19 protein-coding genes are annotated in these 18812 nt (G+C 37.5%); 14 read left to right on the forward strand and 5 right to left on the reverse strand.

What is annotated here, in order from left to right; all coding sequences use genetic code 11:
• Positions 1–191 precede the first annotated feature (191 nt).
• The 5 genes from M030_RS0121290 to M030_RS0121310 all read left to right on the forward strand — a co-directional run bounded on the left by M030_RS0121290 (position 192) and on the right by M030_RS0121310 (position 5814).
• Positions 192–1388 (forward strand): pyridoxal phosphate-dependent aminotransferase, encoded by a 1197-nt coding sequence (locus M030_RS0121290; protein WP_027375259.1) that lies wholly within the window; start codon positions 192–194, stop codon positions 1386–1388.
• A 24-nt stretch (positions 1389–1412) separates the two neighbouring features.
• A complete protein-coding gene (locus M030_RS0121295) occupies positions 1413–4352 on the forward strand; it encodes a M16 family metallopeptidase (RefSeq protein ID WP_027375260.1) in 2940 nt (979 codons plus the stop codon).
• A 146-nt stretch (positions 4353–4498) separates the two neighbouring features.
• A complete protein-coding gene (locus M030_RS0121300) occupies positions 4499–5131 on the forward strand; it encodes a peroxiredoxin (RefSeq protein ID WP_027375261.1) in 633 nt (210 codons plus the stop codon).
• Positions 5132–5257: 126 nt separating this feature from the next.
• Entirely contained in the window at positions 5258–5566 is a 309-nt protein-coding gene (locus M030_RS0121305; RefSeq protein ID WP_027375262.1) for a thioredoxin family protein, read from the forward strand.
• Positions 5566–5814 carry a DUF6952 family protein gene (locus M030_RS0121310; protein ID WP_027375263.1) on the forward strand — a complete coding sequence of 83 codons (249 nt, stop codon included), beginning with the start codon at positions 5566–5568 and terminating at the stop codon, positions 5812–5814. Before M030_RS0121305 ends, M030_RS0121310 begins: the two co-directional genes overlap by 1 nt.
• A 551-nt stretch (positions 5815–6365) precedes the next feature.
• On the opposite strand, the gene M030_RS0121315 is transcribed toward M030_RS0121310, so the two are convergent.
• The 3 genes from M030_RS0121315 to M030_RS0121325 are packed head-to-tail and all read right to left on the reverse strand — an operon-like array spanning position 6366 to position 8615.
• Positions 6366–7055, reverse strand: a complete 690-nt coding sequence (locus tag M030_RS0121315) for a Bax inhibitor-1 family protein (RefSeq protein WP_034722930.1) — start codon at positions 7053–7055, stop codon at positions 6366–6368.
• Positions 7056–7086: 31 nt separating this feature from the next.
• Entirely contained in the window at positions 7087–7533 is a 447-nt protein-coding gene (locus tag M030_RS0121320; protein ID WP_227533099.1) for a peptidylprolyl isomerase, read from the reverse strand.
• 47 nt (positions 7534–7580) lie between these two features.
• Positions 7581–8615 carry an acyl-CoA reductase gene (locus tag M030_RS0121325; RefSeq protein WP_027375266.1) on the reverse strand — a complete coding sequence of 345 codons (1035 nt, stop codon included), beginning with the start codon at positions 8613–8615 and terminating at the stop codon, positions 7581–7583.
• 59 nt (positions 8616–8674) lie between these two features.
• Between M030_RS0121325 and M030_RS0121330 the strand changes: the two genes are divergently transcribed.
• The 9 genes from M030_RS0121330 to M030_RS0121365 all read left to right on the forward strand — a co-directional run bounded on the left by M030_RS0121330 (position 8675) and on the right by M030_RS0121365 (position 17741).
• Complete coding sequence (locus tag M030_RS0121330; RefSeq protein WP_027375267.1) at positions 8675–9025, forward strand: 4Fe-4S binding protein; 351 nt, start codon at positions 8675–8677, stop codon at positions 9023–9025.
• A gap of 121 nt (positions 9026–9146) precedes the next feature.
• The gene (serC, locus tag M030_RS0121335; protein ID WP_027375268.1) at positions 9147–10211 is read left to right on the forward strand and encodes a 3-phosphoserine/phosphohydroxythreonine transaminase; all 1065 of its coding nucleotides are present in this window, start codon (positions 9147–9149) and stop codon (positions 10209–10211) included.
• Between the two features lie 112 nt (positions 10212–10323).
• Positions 10324–11289, forward strand: a complete 966-nt coding sequence (locus M030_RS0121340) for a D-2-hydroxyacid dehydrogenase (RefSeq protein WP_027375269.1) — start codon at positions 10324–10326, stop codon at positions 11287–11289.
• A 2-nt stretch (positions 11290–11291) separates the two neighbouring features.
• A complete protein-coding gene (locus M030_RS0121345; RefSeq protein WP_027375270.1) occupies positions 11292–12536 on the forward strand; it encodes a DUF1015 domain-containing protein in 1245 nt (414 codons plus the stop codon).
• A gap of 55 nt (positions 12537–12591) precedes the next feature.
• On the forward strand, positions 12592–13374 hold the full coding sequence (locus M030_RS25940; protein WP_228375320.1) for a hypothetical protein: 783 nt from the start codon (positions 12592–12594) through the stop codon (positions 13372–13374).
• Positions 13371–13997: a M20/M25/M40 family metallo-hydrolase gene (locus M030_RS25945; protein WP_228375321.1), complete on the forward strand. Its 627-nt coding sequence runs from the start codon at positions 13371–13373 to the stop codon at positions 13995–13997. The genes M030_RS25940 and M030_RS25945 overlap by 4 nt, the downstream gene beginning before the upstream one ends.
• A 1-nt stretch (position 13998) precedes the next feature.
• Positions 13999–15360: a M28 family peptidase gene (locus M030_RS0121355; protein WP_027375271.1), complete on the forward strand. Its 1362-nt coding sequence runs from the start codon at positions 13999–14001 to the stop codon at positions 15358–15360.
• A 2-nt stretch (positions 15361–15362) separates the two neighbouring features.
• Positions 15363–16721: a M28 family peptidase gene (locus M030_RS0121360; RefSeq protein ID WP_027375272.1), complete on the forward strand. Its 1359-nt coding sequence runs from the start codon at positions 15363–15365 to the stop codon at positions 16719–16721.
• Positions 16722–17495: 774 nt separating this feature from the next.
• Positions 17496–17741 (forward strand): hypothetical protein, encoded by a 246-nt coding sequence (locus M030_RS0121365; protein WP_105603053.1) that lies wholly within the window; start codon positions 17496–17498, stop codon positions 17739–17741.
• A gap of 83 nt (positions 17742–17824) precedes the next feature.
• Here M030_RS0121365 and M030_RS0121370 read toward each other — a convergent pair whose 3' ends face one another.
• A complete protein-coding gene (locus M030_RS0121370; RefSeq protein ID WP_027375274.1) occupies positions 17825–18046 on the reverse strand; it encodes a hypothetical protein in 222 nt (73 codons plus the stop codon).
• Positions 18047–18217: 171 nt separating this feature from the next.
• Positions 18218–18805: a hypothetical protein gene (locus tag M030_RS0121375; RefSeq protein WP_027375275.1), complete on the reverse strand. Its 588-nt coding sequence runs from the start codon at positions 18803–18805 to the stop codon at positions 18218–18220.
• Between the last annotated feature and the right edge of the window lie 7 nt (positions 18806–18812).

Raw genomic sequence — 18812 nt, forward strand, 5'->3', positions numbered from 1 at the left:
ATTCATCTCCCGGAAAGAATACCAGTTTACATTCACCTTATGTTAAAAAAAGTCAAAATCAATTGTAATTTCTGTAAGCACTACCATCTGTTAATTGCATAAAAACCTGATAAAAATCTTTAAACTCTACCTACTTTTATTACCTCTGCAAGGCGTTTTTATTATATATTTGTTAAAATTGAAAAAAAAACATGGATAAACTTTCAGATAGAGTAAAAAGATTAGGATACTCACAAACTTTTGTAATGTCAAATAAGGCCAGAGAAATGAAAGCCAGTGGAATAGATGTCATCAGCCTGACTCTTGGCGAACCGGATTTTGACGTTCCGGACAATATCAAACAGGCAGCTTTCGATGCGATCAACCAAAATTACAGCCACTATTCTCCTGTTCCCGGATTCCTTGAACTGCGTGAGGCCATTGCTTACAAATTGAAAAGAGATAATGATCTGGAGTACAAACCTACTCAAATCTGTGTTTCAAATGGTGCCAAACAGGCTATTTTAAATGTACTGGCAGCCATCATCAATGATGGGGATGAAGTTCTTCTTCCTGCCCCGTATTGGGTAAGCTACGACGAAATGGTAAAAATGATGGGCGGAAATTCTGTAATGCTTCCTACTTCTTATGTTACTGATTTCAAAATCACGGCAGAACAACTGGAAGAAGCGATCACGGATAAAACCAAAGCAATATTATTCAGCTCACCCTGCAACCCGTCCGGAGGTTATTATACATATGACGAATTGAAATCCATTGCTAAAGTCATTGCTAAATATCCTCAGGTGACCATCATCTCTGATGAAATCTATGAATTTATCAACTATGAAACAAAAACCACATCGATTGCCCAATTCCCTGAAGTCTATGAACAGACTGCTGTCATCAACGGAATGTCAAAGGCTTTCGCAATGACAGGATGGAGAATCGGATATTCTGCATGTCCTGAATGGCTGGCAAAAGCCTGCGAAAAAGTACAGGGACAGATGACCAGCGGTGCTAATACCGTAGCTCAGAGAGCTTCTATTACAGCTTTAAAAACCGATCCGGCAGAGTATAAATATATGATCGACGCCTTCAAACAAAGAAGAGACCTTGTATATGAATTGATTCAGGAGATCCCTGGATTCAAAGTGTTGCTTCCTAAAGCAGCGTTCTACTTCTTCCCGGATATCTCCTATTACATCGGAAAAACACTGAATGGTACTGAAATTAAAAATTCGGACGACTTTGCGATGTTTCTTTTAGAAAATGCTCATGTAGGATGCGTAGGAGGTTTCTCCTTCGGAAGTCCTGAATGTATCAGATTCTCCTATGCAGCGTCCGAAGAAGAGCTACGAGAAGCGATGAGACGTATCAAAACCCTGCTGAAACAGTTTAACCAATAATCAGAAAATAAAACACAACAAACAATGAACCTGTTAAAAAAACTAACAATTGCTACCAGCATAGCCGCTGCAAGTTTCATCGGCCATGCTCACGGGCAGGACTTCCAATGGAAAGAAGCTACTGCTAACGGTTACAAATATAAGTATGTGACCAACGACCCTACTTCAGCCAGATATTACACCTTAAAAAACGGGCTAACCGTTATTCTAAGCCCGACGAACAAGGATCCAAGGATACAGACCTATATTGCCACAAAGGCAGGAAGCAAAACTGATCCTGCTGATCACACCGGACTTGCCCACTATCTTGAGCATATGCTTTTTAAAGGGACCAACCAGTTCGGATCTAAAGACTGGGCAAAAGAAAAGCCCCTTCTGGACCAGATTGATGCTCTTTACGAAAAGTACAATCAGACGAAAGACGAAAATAAAAGAAAAGAGATCTACAAGGAAATAGACAAAGTTTCCGGTGAAGCTGCCAAATACGCCATTGCCAATGAATATGACAAAATGCTGTCTGGTATGGGCGCAGATGGAACCAATGCTTTCACATCTTTTGAACAAACGGTATACACGGAAGATATCCCTGCCAATGTTACGGATAAATTCCTTGCAGTACAGGCGGAAAGATTCAGAGAACCTGTATTAAGACTTTTCCATACGGAATTGGAGGCCGTGTACGAAGAAAAAAACAGAGGCCTTGATAACGATCCAAGAAAAGTATACGAAGCCATGTTTGCAGCTATTTTCCCTAATAACAATTACGGAAAACAGACCACGATCGGTACGGTTGAGCATTTGAAAAACCCTTCTTTAAAAGCAATCAGAGAATATTTCAACAATTACTATGTTCCTAATAATATGGGAATTATCATGTCCGGAGATTTCAATCCTGATGAAATGATTGCAAAGATCGACAAGGCTTTTTCTTATATGAAACCTAAAGCTATCCCTGCTTACAATGTCGGCCAGGAAAACGCAATTACAAGTCCGGTTACCAAAGAAGTCTATGGCCCCACCCCTGAAAATATCACCATAGGATTCAGATTTCCCGGTGCTACAACGAAGGATGCCAGACTTCTCAATCTTGTAGGAAGCATGCTTACCAATGGTCAGGCAGGGTTGATCGATCTTGATTTGGTTAAAAAACAAAAATTACTGGCAGCATACGCCTTCCCTTATGTTTTAAAAGATTATTCCGTTTTGTTATTGCAGGGAAATCCTACGGAAGGACAATCTTTGGATCAGGTTAAAACCTTACTTTTACAGGAGATTGACAAATTAAGAAAAGGAGATTTTTCTGACGACCTTATCCAGTCTATTGTTAATAATGAGCGAAAAAAGATTATTCAGGATAATGAAAAATATTCTTCCAGAGCAGGGATATTAATGGATGAATTCACTTCCGAGGTGGATCACAAGACCAACCTGGAATATGTGGAAGAAATTTCAAAACTGACTAAAAAAGATATCATGGATTTTGCTTCCAAATATCTTAAAGATAACAATTATGTAGCGGTTTATAAAAGAAAAGGCGAAGACAAGAGCATTGTAAAAGTTGACAAACCCACAATCACGCCGGTTTCCGTTAACAGAGAAGATCAATCATCATTCCTGAAGAAAATCGACGAAATGCCTGAAAACCCTATTTCACCGGTCTGGCTCAATTATGATAAAGATATTGCTAAAAATAAATTAGGCGATGTAGATGTACTGTCTGTAAAAAATACAGATAACGCACTCTTCAGAATGTATTATTATTTTGATTCCGGAAAGTGGAATAATAAAATGCTTCCTTTAGCCACTGAATATCTTCAGTACCTGGGAACAAAGGATAAGTCTTCAGAAATCATCAGTAAAGAATTTTATAAGCTTGCTTCAAGCTTCAATGTGAGTGCAGGAAACGAAGAAACCTACGTATCGCTGGAAGGCTTAAATGAAAATTTTGATAAGACCATCAGCTTGTTTGAAGACCTTATCAAAAATTGCCAGGCCGATAAGGCTGCTCTTGATGCCTACAAAGCGAGGATCAAAAAATCCAGAGCTAATGCCAAACAAAATAAAGGCAGTATCATGGCAGGTCTTAGAAGCTATGCACAATATGGTCCCCAGAATCCTTTTAACAATGTTTTAAGTGATGCTGAACTGGATGCCTTAAAAGCAGAAGACCTAGTGAATATCCTTCATGATTTGTTCAATTTCAAACATAAAGTACTGTATTACGGTCCGAAAACAGGAAACGATGTAACGGCCGCCTTAAAGCCTATTCACAAGTTACCGGCAACCCTGAAAGAGCTTCCGAAAACAAAAACATTTACTCAGATCCCAACGGACAAAAACAAAGTATTGTTTGCACATTACGATATGGTACAGGCTGAAGTATTCTGGGTAAGAAACTCTGACCCTTATAATGCTGGAATTACTCCAACTGTAAGTCTATTCAATAATTACTTTGGTGGCGGAATGGGCTCTATTGTATTCCAGACGATCAGAGAATCTAAGGCACTGGCCTACTCTACTTATTCTTATTTTGCCCTTCCGAGCAAGAAAACAGACAAAGATATGATTATGGCTTATGTAGGTACGCAGGCTGATAAATTCAATGAATCTACAGCAGCGATGAATGAGCTTTTAACAACACTTCCAAAATCAGAACAGTTATTTGAAACAGCAAAAAGCGGATTGAAAAAATCAATCGCGTCTGAAAGAATTACCCAGGATGGAATTATCTTTTCTTACCTGAAGTCTCAAAAGCTTGGGAATGATTTTGATATAAGAAAAAATGTATACGAGCAGGCTCCTAAACTATCGTTTGCAGAGATCAATACCTTCCATGAAAAAGAAATGAAGAACAAAAACTTCACATATTGTGTAGTGGCAGCGCAAGATAAAGTAAACGAAGCTGATATACAGAAATTAGGTGAAGTCAAAAAGCTGAATCTCACCGAAATATTCGGTTATTAAAAATAAGCAAAAAGCCCTGAATTCAGGGCTTTTTATTTAACAACACATCAAAAACAATTATAGATTTTATTTATCAATATTCATTTGATCGATAGATAAATCTTTCTATATTTGCATCAGAAATTTAAATATAAAAACAGAAAATTATGTCTTTAGTAGGAAAAAAATTCCCGAATTTAACAATTGACGCGATGTCTGAAATGGGTGACGATTTAAGAATCAACATCCTTGATGAAGCAGTAAACAACCAGCAAAAAGTTCTTTTATTCTGGTATCCAAAAGATTTCACTTTCGTTTGCCCTACTGAGCTTCATGCATTCCAGGAGGCTTTAGGTGAGTTCGAAAAAAGAAATACTAAAGTAATCGGTGCATCTTGTGATACCAACGAAGTACACTTCGCATGGCTGAACACTCCAAAAGACAATGGAGGTATCGAAGGAGTAACTTACCCACTTTTAGCGGATACTCACAGACAATTGGCAAACACTTTAGGAATTGTAGATCAGGATTTCGAATACAACGAAGAAGGAGAAGAGATTTTCACAGGTTCTAACGTGACTTACAGAGCTACTTACCTTATCGATGAGACCGGAAAAATTTTCCACGAAGCGGTAAACGATATGCCATTAGGAAGAAATGTAAAAGAATTCTTAAGACTAATTGACGCTTACACTCACGTTCAGAAGCACGGTGAAGTATGTCCAGCAAACTGGGAAGAAGGAAAAGATGCTATGAAAGCTGACAGAACTTCTACTGCAGAATACTTAGCTAAGAACTAATTCAACTTAACAATCTAGTAATTTAACAATGTAACAAAGCATCATTGTAACAGTAGATATTTTTATTGGTACATTGATACTATTCAATTGTTACATTGTTAAATTTCAATTCTTAAAATTTATCCTATGTACACAGAATTAACCGAAGATACATTACAGAATATCGTAAATGACAACGAAAAAGTAGTTGTTCAATACGGAGCTACATGGTGCGGAAACTGCAGAATCATGAAGCCTAAATTCAAAAAACTGGCATCTGAAAACGAAGCAATTCCTTTTTTATATGTAGATGCTGAAAAGCTTCCTGAGAGCAGAAAATTAGCAAAAGTAGACAACCTTCCGACTTTCGCCATTTTCAAAAACGGTGAATTGGTAAACCAGGTTCAGTCTAATCAGGCAGAAAGTTTAATTAACCTTTTTAATGAATTAGCATAATGAAATTACCCGTAATCAGACAGTTTTATCAAAATCAGACACCTGAAAATCTTGAGAAAACCTTAGAAGTACTGGAAAGTTTCAGTGAATTCAGAGGAACAAGTGAGGAGGATCTGAACGTAGCAGGAGAATTGATCACAAACATCTGCGGAGCTTTAGAAGTTCACGCTAACGTACAAAACGGGATGAGTGAGAAGGATGCTTTAAACTCTTTTGCCCAAAAAGTTTTGGGATCAATTGACAAGTAATCTTTTGATAAGTTCTCAAAAATTATAAAACACAATACCTGAGGTTTTTTCCTCATTACTATACTTTTTTCTATTCTTTAAGAATCTTTATTTCAACGCTTAAATGTACTTCGAAGGACCTTAACCGGTCACATGGAGCTGGATGTTGTATGGAAAACTTTAAAGAATACCCTATAAAATCCCGGTGATATTTTCATCAGGATTTTTTGTTTTTGATTTAAAACGCGACTATTACAAATAACAACGATACCTATGCAATCATTCGTATACTCTTTGGTAGAAAATCTATTTAGTCACAAAAGCTTAAAACACTTAATCTGATATTAAGTGTCAGATAAGCTGCTGAAAACTTTATAATAGAATATTCATCATAATTCCCGGCTAAAGCTTATGGATAATATTTTACTAAGTAAACCGGCCAAAAAACACTCCTATTGAATTCTTGTTATTAGTGGGGCCATTAGGCTAATTCGTATTTAAAAAATCATGTATATGTAAAAAAAATCCCGATGAAAATATCACCGGGACTATGTATAAAAGATATCGGTCTGTTAGTTTCTTCTGCTCATCAAGATGCTTAGGATGTACCAGAATAAAAGCATAATAGATGCAAAAAGCTGTAATGCAGCTCCTACATACTGGTTGGTACCATACGAGTCTTTTAACTTACTTGTCTGATATAGAATAGTAGCTGAAGCCAGGATCACCATTCCAACCGAAAACCATAATCCAAGGTTAAATCCGAAGATCATTCCTGCTACGATAAGTCCGATAGAAATGAATCCGCCAATAATGATGATATTTCTTAAAAAAGAAAAATCTCTTTTAGAAGTAAATGCAACCCCGGAAATGCCGGCAAACATAGCAACCGTTAAAGTTGCAGCCTGGAAGATCACCTCAGTTCCTCCGGTCATATTAACAGCAATAAAAAGCAAAGGCATAAAAATCACTGCTTCCAGAAGAATATAAAATCCTAAGCCAAGGTATTGTGTTGATTTGCTTTGTGAAAGGGACCATTTGGAAGCTAAAATTGAAGCTAACCAGAAAACCCCGATAATCAATAGCCAAATATACCTCTGGCCAAACATCATAGCAATGAGTTGTGGCGGAACTATATTCAATAAGATAGTTTCAACCCCGATAAACGCAAGGATTGATAAAGCAACGTGCAAATACGTTTTCTTGTAAAAATTCGCCTTCTCCACTTCCGAAGAATGAGCGACTAAAACATCTGTCATCATAGTTAATATTTTTTAGTTAATCGAAAATAATTTATTTGTCTTTCTTGGCGGGCAATACTCCTAGAATTTTCCCGTCATCCTCAAATACAGCGCTGATCACCTCTTTCGAAGAAGTCTCTCCTGCATACTTATACTTGATACTCGGATGATTAATTCCATCCATTGTTTTATAGTATCCTGCTTTTAATACCTCAAGTTTTTTACCGGGATCGATACCTGCCTTTACTTTCTTAAGGACATCATCGGTCACAATTTCCTTTACTTTATCTGAAAGCAACCCGTCAATTGTTTTGCGGTCAGAAGCCTGCAAAGCGACAACAAATGCCTGGAAATTATCATTATACAATCCGATTTTCTCCTTGCTGATTGTAGCCTGCTGTTCTTTATTCTGTGGTTTCTCAACTTGCAGACCAACCACTTTCTGGGCAAACATTAATTGTCCGCCGATCACTGCAAGTCCTAAAAATAATTTTTTCATATAATCCATTTTGTTATTAGTTAAATAAGTGAAGGAAGATACGAAAATCAGACCAGTTCCAAAAACTTCATCGTATCCACATTATCTGCATAGGTATCAAGCCCCGGATTCTGAGCCTCTCCAAAGTAAACAGAGTCCGGAATCAACTGATCTTTAGCGACCACACATTGAATATTTTCTTCGTTCCCCGCAATAAAATTTTTCACATCATCCAATGACTCATATCTACTGAAATTAATCACGGAAAGCGGGCTGAATAATTTGTCATCTTCTTTAAGCATTACAAAATTATTATCCCAGAATTTATCCTGATTCAAAAGATACACGGCTCTGTTGTAATCGTAATTATTGGCATATTTGTTATGATTGATGATATCCTGGAATCCCAGAAAGTTTTCAAACAACCTATCGATCACAAAGTCTTTAGGAATAAAAATCCTGGTCACATTTCTACAGCCTAGTCCAAAATACCGGAAGATGTCTTTAGCCAGCAGCTGAAGTTCCTCATCAGTTTCATCCCCTTTCAATACAGCAACAGATGTCCTGTTTTTTCGGATAATACTTAAATGGTTTTTAAAATAATACTCCAGGTATCTCGCTGTATTGTTGCTTCCGGTGGCAATGACCGCATCAAAATTTTCTAATTTCTCTACGAATTCAAATTCTACATTTCCATCAGAAAATTCTTTCCATTTGTTTAACAGGAACGGAATCAGATATTTATCTTTTGAAGATAATTTGATCACAGCTATATGGTTGCTCAACACTACGGCAATCACATCGTGAAACCCAACCAAAGGAATATTTCCGGCCAAAATTAATCCTACTCTCTTGGAAATCTTTGAGATCGAATAATTCTGAAGCCAGTTTTTTATATTCTCTTCAGTCAATAAATCTGCCCACTGCTGCAAGGCAAATTTCTGATTATCAACTGTAAACCATGGATTTTCAATTTCAGATTTCTTTAATAATAATTCAATATTAACATCATCTTCATTCTGATCTTCAATTTTCTTAGCTAAAAAAGCCTGTATATAATCGCTTAACTTAATAAGTCCTAAAACTTGATTTTCGGTATTCATAATTACTTTAAAATTGGGGAATATTTTGTAATTTTGTGCAAATTTAAAAAAAATTAGCGATGGCTATTAAAATAACTGATGAATGCATTAACTGTGGGGCTTGTGAACCTGAATGCCCGAATAATGCAATATATGAAGGAGCCGTAGATTGGAAAGCTTCGGAAGGTACTAGTCTTCAAGGTACTGTAACACTTCCTTCAGGACTTACTGTAGACGCTGATGCACCACAGGAACCGGTGAGCGACGATGTGTATTTCATTGTAACAGATAAATGTACCGAATGTAAAGGATTCCATGAGGAGCCACAATGTGCAGCCGTTTGTCCGGTAGACTGCTGTGTTCCGGATGAAGATCATGTAGAATCAGAAGAAGCTTTACTTAATAAAAAAGCATTCTTACACGGCGAATAAAAAAACACCGTCTCATGCTTTGTGAGGCGGATTTTTTTAACTATAGCTTAATAATTTTAATAGAAAACCTCAATACAGTTGAAAAAATAAAAAATTTCTTCAGCAACCAAAAAATAAAAATATGAACAAAAAGCACAACTTCAGCGCAGGACCATGTATTTTACCACAGGAAGTATTTGAAAAATCAGCACAGGCAATCCTGGATTTCAATGGTATTGGATTATCCCTTCTTGAAATTTCTCACAGAAGTAAGGATTTCGTTGCCGTAATGGACGAAGCACGTGCAATTGTAAAGAGATTGATGAATCTTGGTGATGATTATGAGGTAATTTATTTAGGAGGCGGTGCAAGCATGCAGTTTGCCATGGTACCTTACAACCTGATGAAAGTTGGTGGAAAAGCCGCTTATCTGGATACGGGCACATGGGCAGCCGGGGCTATTAAAGAAGCAAAAAAACTGGGATCAGTAGATGTTGTAGGTTCCTCAAAGGAAGAGAACTATTCTTTTATTCCCAAAGGTTATACAGTGGGTTCAGAATATGACTATTTCCACTGTACTTCCAACAACACGATCTACGGAACCCAGATGAAAACTTTCCCTGAGGTGGATACCCTGATGGTTTGTGACATGAGTTCTGATATTTTTTCAAGACAGCTTGATTTCTCTAAATTTGATTTAATTTATGCGGGAGCTCAAAAAAATATGGGGCCTGCCGGAGTTACTTTAGTCGTTATCAGAAAAGAAATCCTGGGAAAAACAGGCAGAGAAAATATGCTTTCTATGCTGGACTATTCTCAACATATTGCCAAAGAATCGATGTATAATACTCCACCGGTATTCCCTGTATATGCCTCTTTGTTGACGCTTCAGCACCTTGAAAACAACGGAGGTATCGCTGCTGCAGAAAAAAGAAATGAAGCAAAAGCTAAACTTTTATACGACGAAATAGACAGCAACCCTCTATTCGAAACATTCTGTGTAAAAGAAGATCGTTCTCTAATGAATGTTTCTTTCAATATTACCGATGAAAGCAAGAAAGAAGCATTCGATAATGCATGGAAAGCGGCCGGTATCAGCGGATTAAACGGCCACAGAAGTTTAGGTGGTTACAGAGCGAGCTTATACAACGCCCTGACGATTGAAAGCGTACAGGTTTTGGTGGACGTAATGAAGTCAATAAAATAGCTTATATTAGGCGACCGAAAAAATAAAAAGATTAAGACAACAGATATCAGATAGCAGACCTTGCAACCAAAGTTCTGATATCTTACCTCTAACATCTATAATAAAATAACACATGAAAGTTTTAGCAAACGATGGAATCTCAAAATCAGGAGAACAGGTTTTAAAAGAAGCCGGAATTGAAATCCTGGACAATAGAGTGGCTCAGGATCACGTTATTAATTTTATCAACGATAATAATGTGGATGTTCTTCTGGTAAGAAGTGCTACTAAAGTAAGACAGGATCTGATTGATGCATGTCCCGGTCTTAAAATTATCGGACGAGGCGGTATCGGAATGGATAATATTGATGTAGATTATGCAAAAAGTAAAGGGATTAAAGTAATCAATACCCCTAACGCATCTTCAAAATCAGTTGCTGAACTCGTGTTCGGACATTTCATTTCACTGGCAAGATTTCTTCATGAATCAAACAGACTCATGCCTTTGGAAGGAGACACTCACTTCAATGCCATGAAAAAGTCATTCAGTAACGCGTATGAACTTTCTGGAAAAACATTAGGAGTCATCGGCTTTGGAAGTATTGGCCAGGAAGTCGTAAAAATAGGAATCGCTTTAGGAATGAAGATCAAGGTCCTGACAAAAAGCCCGAAAACAAAAGTTCTCAGCCTGAACTTTTTTGACGGACAATCTGTCAGCTTTGAAATCAGTTCTACCAATGATATGGATGCGTTCCTTAAAGATACAGACTTTATCAGCATCAATACACCCAAAACGAATAACTACATTATAGATACCCCTCAGTTTGAAAAAATGAAAGACGGAGTCTATATTGTCAATACTGCAAGAGGCGGAGTCATCAATGAAGTTACCCTGAACGATTTTATTGACTCAGGAAAAGTGGCCGGAGCCGCACTGGACGTTTTCGAAAATGAACCCAGCCCGGAACTGCCCCTATTGATGAACCCGGCATTATCACTTTCTCCACATGTCGGAGGAAATACGGTAGATGCGCAAGAGAAAATCGGTATCGAACTTGCAGAACAAATTATTAAGCTACAAAAAGAAACTATAAGATAAATATGCCTGTTTTTAAACCTTTCCGTGGAATAAGACCTCATAGAGATATTGAGAGCACTTTCCCTACTCATCCACTGGATAATTTCACCCAGGAAGAGATTGCAGAGAAAGCTCAAGTCGAAAATACTTACATCAACATGATTAAACCCTATGTTGTAAGTAAATCTAAAGATATTGACCGGAACTTAAGGAAGATCCGCTCCACATTTGAAGAACTTCTGGACGAGAAAAAACTGATCCAGGACAATTCTTCGTATTATCTTTATGAGCAGATCTATCCCAATAAACAGGTTTTCAGAGGACTTCTCGGGTTGGCAAGCATTGAAGATTTCTGGAACGGAAAAATCAAAAGGCACGAAAGTACCATTCCTCAGAAAAAGGAAAATCTTGCACATTACCTTGAGAAAGTAAACTTACAGGCAGAACCTGTATTGCTTACCTACCCTGCCAATTCAAAAATTGAATTGCTGATGAACCATGAGGAGAAGAATGTTCCTATTTTCAATCATACAGATACCATTGGAATCAGACATAAGATCTGGAGAATAGACAATCGTCTCAAGCTCCAGCAGTTCAAAGAAGTCATCGACCAGATCGATTCATTTTATATTGCGGACGGCCACCACAGAATTGGCTCTACCGCGTTAAATGCCAAACGTCATAAAGAGAAAAATAAAAGACACACCGGTACTGAACTTTACAACTTTGTATACAGCTTTATCGTTTCGAACCAGTCCATTAAAATTCACGATTATAACAGGATTTTACACGATCTGAACGGCATTTCCAATGAAGACTTTCTGAAGGAGCTGGACAAGTATTTCCTTATTCACGAAAAAGGTGAAATACCTTACTTCCCTTCGCAAAAATTCCATATCTCAATGTATCTGGATGGTAAGTTTTATTCCCTTCACGTGAAACATGACCTTCGTTCCAGAGAAATGTCTCTGGATAATCTGGATCACCATCTTTTAGACAAATATATTTTTAAAAATATCTTAAAAATTGAAGATCCGGACAGCTCTGAGCTGATTTCCTATGTAAAAGGAACGTCTAATATCAACGGAATTAATATTTTAAAAGAAAAGATTGACAATGGTGAAGGTAAAGTCGGATTTGGAATTTACCCTGTAAGTTTCAATGACATGATTAAAATTTCAGACTTAAAATTAAGCATGCCTCCAAAATGTACATTCATTGAGCCAAAATTGATTACAGCTCTGTTAATGTACGACATGAAACCTTAGTAAATTCCTATTTTTTCCCTACTTTTATCATCGGAAAAAGAAAGGTAAATAAAAAATGAAAAAAATATTCATTATACTTCCACTCTTTTTGAGTGGATTTTTATTTTCTCAAAAAAAGCCACAGAAAAAGGTCACCAATAAAACAGCGATTCCTGTAAAATTAAATTATCATCAAGAATTTGAAAAGATCTCAGATGAGATTATGACCAATGGTAAGGCCTATGATCATCTCGGAGAACTGACAAAAGGTATCGGACCCCGTTTCAGTGCCACTACCGGTTATGAGAAAGCAGTAGAATGGGCTGAAAAAAAGTTTAAGGAAATCGGAATCAATATGATCTGGAGACAAGAAGCCAAAGCCCCGGTCTGGATCAGAGGGAAAGAATCTCTCCATATCAAGACAGGAAATGGTGACTGGAAAAATATAAGGATGCTTTCTTTCGGAAACTCCGAAGGCACAGGCGGAAAAGACCTTACGGGAGAAATTGTATTAATTAATTCCACTTCAGAACTCAATGCAATGTCTATAGGTCAGCTAAAAGACAAAATAGTTTTTGTGAATGTACCTATGGATCCTAAAATTATTAACACCAGTGATGCCTATCTGCAGACGGCAAAATCTAAATTAATCTCAGCATCTGTCATTGCTAAAACAGGAGCAAAAGCTTTAATTATAAGATCACTGACAACAGCAAGCGACGATGTTCCCCATGCAAAAATGATTTACTACGAACCGGATGATAAAGTTAAAATTCCTGCTTTATCAATAGGAGTAAAATCTGCTGATGAGCTGGAAAAAATATTGAAAAGCAAAAAGTCACTGCTAAAATCAACATGACCGCAGAATCAAAAGCCAGTACTACCAATCCCAATATTATCGCTGAAATTGAAGGCAAAAAAGATTCTAAAGTGATTGTTTTAGGCGCACAGCTTGATTCCTGGGATATTGGCGAAGGTGCCATTGATGACGGAACCGGCGTTGTGCAGTGTATCGAAGTTTTAAGGGCATTGAAAGCACTTGGATACGAAAATAATCACACGATCAGGGTCGTCTTATACGCCAACAGTGAAAACGGAGGGCAGGGACGTGAAATGTATGCTGCTTATGTGAAAAAGAAAGAAGAAAAACATATATTCGCTTTAGGCACAGATGCAGGAGGATACTCACCCCGGGGATTCTCTCTGGACATGTCACCGCAACGGAGAAGATTGATTTATCCATGGAAAGATTATTTTCTTCCTTACGGGGTTTATGATTTCGACCAGACAGAAGCCATTCAGGATATTTCACCTTTAAAAAAACTGGACATTCCGTTGGCAGAGCTAGTAGTAGATACACAAAGGTATTTTGATTATCATCATTCTGAACAGGATACCTTTGATAAGGTCAATAAACGTGAGCTTTTGCTGGGAGCGGTAGCAATGACTCAATTAATTTTTATGGTTGATAAAAACTGGTAATATGAAAAGGATAGCAAATCTATCATTATTAATTTTAGGAGTAACTTTTTTATCTGCTCAGACTCAAGCAGATTCCCTGGAATTTAACAGGATATCTACAGAAATTCTGAATAACGGAAAAAGCTACACTGAGCTGAAAGAGCTTACACAAAATATCGGCAACCGCTTAAGCGGGTCTGAAGCGTATGAAAAATCTGTAAAATGGGCCGAACAAAAGCTTCGTGATGCCGGAGCAGACAGGGTATGGCTCCAGGAAGTCATGATCCCCGTCTGGGTGAGAGGCAAAGAATCATTGCACATCCAGGCCTCCCACGGCAATTGGAAAAGCCTCAAAATGCTTTCTCTGGGGAATTCTGAAGGTACCGGCGGAAAAGATGTTTCAGGAGAAATCATTATGGTTAAATCCCTTGAAGAATATGACAAACTCCCTGCTGAAAAGGTAAAAGATAAAATCGTGTTCTTTAATTATCCTTTTAATCAGGAACATGTACAGACTTTTATAGCCTATCGTGAAGCAGGAGCCTACAGGCGTACTGCAGCTTCATTAACCGCTAAAAAAGGAGGAAAATTTGCCATTATACGTTCTCTTTCTTCAGCTTTTGATGATGTTCCGCACACAGGTAATATGCGTTATGATGAAGACATAAGCAAAGTTCCTGCAGTAACCATCGGAAATACATCAGCTGATGAATTGGAAGCCCTAGTGCAAAAACAGAAGGTATTTGCAAAGCTCAATTCCAATTGTGGTATAAAAGGAGAAAAACTCTCCCATTCTGTCATTGGTGAAATTACCGGTAAAAAAGACCAGAGTGTCATTGTTGTAGGAGGACATCTTGATTCGTGGGATGTAGGTGAAGGCGCTCATGATGACGGCGCCGGGATTGTTCAGAGTATTGAAGTATTAAGAACTTTCAAAAAATTGGGAATACAGAATAATCACACCATCAGAGCGGTTTGTTATGCCAACGAAGAAAATGGAACAAAAGGTGGGAAACAGTACGGGAAAACCACCAAAGAAAATAACGAAAAACATCTTTTTGCCATAGAATCTGATGCCGGAGGATTTTCTCCACGCGGAATCTCGCTGGAAATGGACGACTCTAAAAGAAACCAGATCAAAAGCTGGGGACATCTCTTTCTGCCTTATGGAGTTTACAATTTTGAAGGAAAATATTCAGGTTCAGACATTGCCCCACTTCATGAAATGGGTGTTCCTACGGCAGAACTTGTTCCCGACCCCCAACGTTATTTTGACATTCATCATACCGCTGAAGATACTTTTGAAAAAGTCAACCGAAGAGAACTCTTACTCGGTGCTGCGGTAATGACACAACTTATTTATATGATTGATAAAAATTGGTAACAATGAAAAAAATAATAGGTACTGCCTTATTACTTTCCGGAATGGCTGCATTTGGCCAAACACAGGAAGATTCTATCCAGTTCAAAAAGATCTCCACTGAGATTTTGAATAACGGAAAAGGCTATAATGAATTACGGGAACTTACAAAAACAATAGGTCACCGTCTAAGCGGCTCTGAAGCTTATGAAAAATCTGTAAAATGGGCCGAACAAAAACTTCGTGACGCCGGAGCAGACAAAGTATGGCTTCAGGAAGTCATGATCCCGGTTTGGGAAAGAGGCAAAGAATCCTTACACATCAAAACCTCCAACGGAAACTGGAAAGGCCTTAAAATGCTTTCTTTAGGAAACTCTGAAGGGACAAAAGGTAAAGATGTTTCAGGAGAAATCATCATGGTAAAATCGATGGAAGAGTATAATAATCTTCCGGCAGAAAAAGTGAAAGATAAAATCCTGTTCTTTAACTACCCTTTCAACCAGTCTTTCATAGAAACCTTCAAAGGATATGGCGATGCGGCAAAGTACAGAACAACAGCAGCTTCTTTAACGGCAAAAAAAGGAGGAAAGTTTGCGATTATCCGTTCCCTTTCTTCAGCGTTCGATGATATTCCACACACGGGAGCTATGCGTTATGAAGACAACGTATCGAAAGTACCGGCTGTAGCAATCGGAAGTACAACAGCTGATGAACTGGCAGCTTTATTGAATAAACAGAATGTCACCGCAAAACTCAATTCCAATTGTGGAATGAAAGGAGAAAAACTCTCCCACTCTGTCATTGGCGAAATTACCGGTAAAAAAGACCAAAGCGTCATTGTTGTCGGAGGTCATTTAGATTCCTGGGATGTGGGTGAAGGAGCCCACGATGATGGTGCCGGAATTGTTCAGAGTATTGAAGTGGTAAGAACTTTCAAAAAACTGGGGTTACAAAATAACCATACGATACGGGTAGTTTGCTTCGCCAATGAAGAAAATGGGGTAAAAGGCGGAATCCAGTACGGTAAAACAGTAAAAGAGAAGAATGAAAAACATCTTTTTGCTATCGAAACCGATGCAGGTGGCTTTGCACCGAGAGGAATTGCCCTGGACATGGATGATGCAAAAAGAAAGCAAATTAAGAGCTGGTCGAAACTATTCATCCCGTATGGTGTTTATAATTTTGAAGAAAGATTCTCAGGAACAGATCTGTATCCGCTTCACGACATGGGAATTCCCGCAGCTGAATTGATGCCGGATTCTCAACGTTATTTTGATATCCACCATACTGAAGAAGATACCTTTGAAAAAGTCAACAGAAGGGAGCTTTTACTGGGAGCAACAGCCCTGACACAGATTATTTATATGGTTGATAAAAACTGGTAATCTCAGAAAACAGGTATTAGACTATATACAAAAGAAGCCCATATAAGTTCTGAAAAATCAGGACTTATATGGGCTTTTTAAATAGTACTCAACAGATTACATTCATAAATACTTCAAGCTTATTTTGTTTTGACAGGCTTTTTCCAGACCTTTAAAAATGTTCTTGCCCTATATTTTAATCTCTACAAGGAATTTTTCCAGGCGTGACCAAAACCTCCTCCCGATTCCCAATTCTCCGTTTAAAATACAATTTTCCATTTGTTTTCTCATCGTTTAAGGAAATAATTCACTTATCACATTTAAAAACAAACACTTACATCCATTAAAAACAAAGCGTTAATCGCTAAATTGTCACTTTGGCATGATATTCGCATGTAATTTATCGAGAAAAAAATTATAAAAAAGCACTAAGGATGAGAAAAAAGGTTTTCTGTGGATTTTCAGTTTTCCACTGATTCAAAGTTCATATTGATGTATATGAATCCTTTTTTTTCTACGATGCCGTAAAAGATACGGGAAACGTGGTGAATGAACCCTCGGTTTGTTTTTCACAGCAGTTGTATGCACCGTATCTGACTGGTATCATCTACCCTCGAATCATGTAGAAATGATTCAAAATATTGGTACTCCGGGTTTTTAATCCGGCGTCATAATAGTGAATAAACGGCAAAGCTATCGCGAACCTTAGCCCAGTAAGAGAGTATGCCATTCTTTTTACCGTGATCAGTATGCTGCTTTATAGATAAATAATGTATAACCCTTAAAATGTTAGTAATGATGAGAGCCTTTTTTGAAATGATTTTTAAGAGAAATGAAGACGCTGCAAAAATGCATATCTGGAGCCTGTTGTTGGTATTGAGTTTTGCTGCCTTTTCAGTGTTGGTATATACTTCAAAACCAAGTTTTAACAGCTTAATAATATATCTGACCGCATTTGCCGCTTATATCGGCTTTGGTCTTGTATTCATCAGTTCCCTTGCAGGAACGGACATGAAGAAAAGATCCGGCAGAAACGTATAACTTTTTAATCTTTCTTTTACTAAAGAACCGCCCTTTTGGGGCGGTTTTTTGATAATAGGAACTATTATCGCATCGTACAAAATTTATTCATTAAACATATCTTTCATGATTTTATCAAGCAGTTTTTCGGTCTGCTCTTCAATCATTTTCTCAGACTTTTGAACCAGTTCTATCCTGAAAGGATCGCAACAGGCTTTTATTCCAAACCCTTCATCTGTTTTTACAAATTCCGGATGTAAGCCGTGTTCTTTACAAACATCTGATTCAATTTCCTGTTTTATTATATCATAATCCAGATCAAACATATTTTATATTTTAGTATTCGTAAGTACCTGATAAAGATAACAGTAAAAAATATCTGACAAAATCCGTATTTCTACGGTATTTTTATTCCAATAAAAAAACCACCCGCAAAGGTGGCTTTGTATTGTATTCTTTCATCTTCGTGTCAAAAGGACGTTCCTGACTAACAAGTTTTATAATTTTTCAAGAATTTTTCCCGGCAAAATAGGGGTGAGCTGAGGTCTATTTTCTTTTTCAACAATCAAAAACTTCCAGTTTTTCTGATCTTTTGAAACAGCACATGCTTTCATCCCGGTATTGATCAGGTAGTAATCTCCATCGCTGAAATATTTCACATATTCCTTTCCGTATCGGGTCATTACTGCATCATTCATTTTTTGCTTCACTGATTCCGCATCATGAATGACCTTCCAGTCAATTTTAAACTTCATGGTGAAAGAATAGTTGACCACTGAAAAATATTCACCATCGATAAATTCAGGCATTTCAACGTTATTTATTTCAAATTTTTGAATATCAGTAATGAAAGCAGGATTATTATAAGACAACGTCAAAACTTTAAAAACCTGCTCCCGTGTTACAGCATTTACATATTTAGGATATACTAAGTTTACAGCGTTCTCAATATCCTTTTCTTTTATATTTTTGAAAAAAGTCATAAAATCTCTTTTCACGCCTACTTCATCATCAACTTTTCCAGTCTGGCCAAAGGACAAAACTGAAAAAAGTGAAATAATACCTACGATTAATTTTATCTTCATCTCTTAA

The organism is Chryseobacterium sp. UNC8MFCol (assembly GCF_000482305.1).
Taxonomy (GTDB): Bacteria; Bacteroidota; Bacteroidia; order Flavobacteriales; family Weeksellaceae; genus Chryseobacterium; species Chryseobacterium indologenes.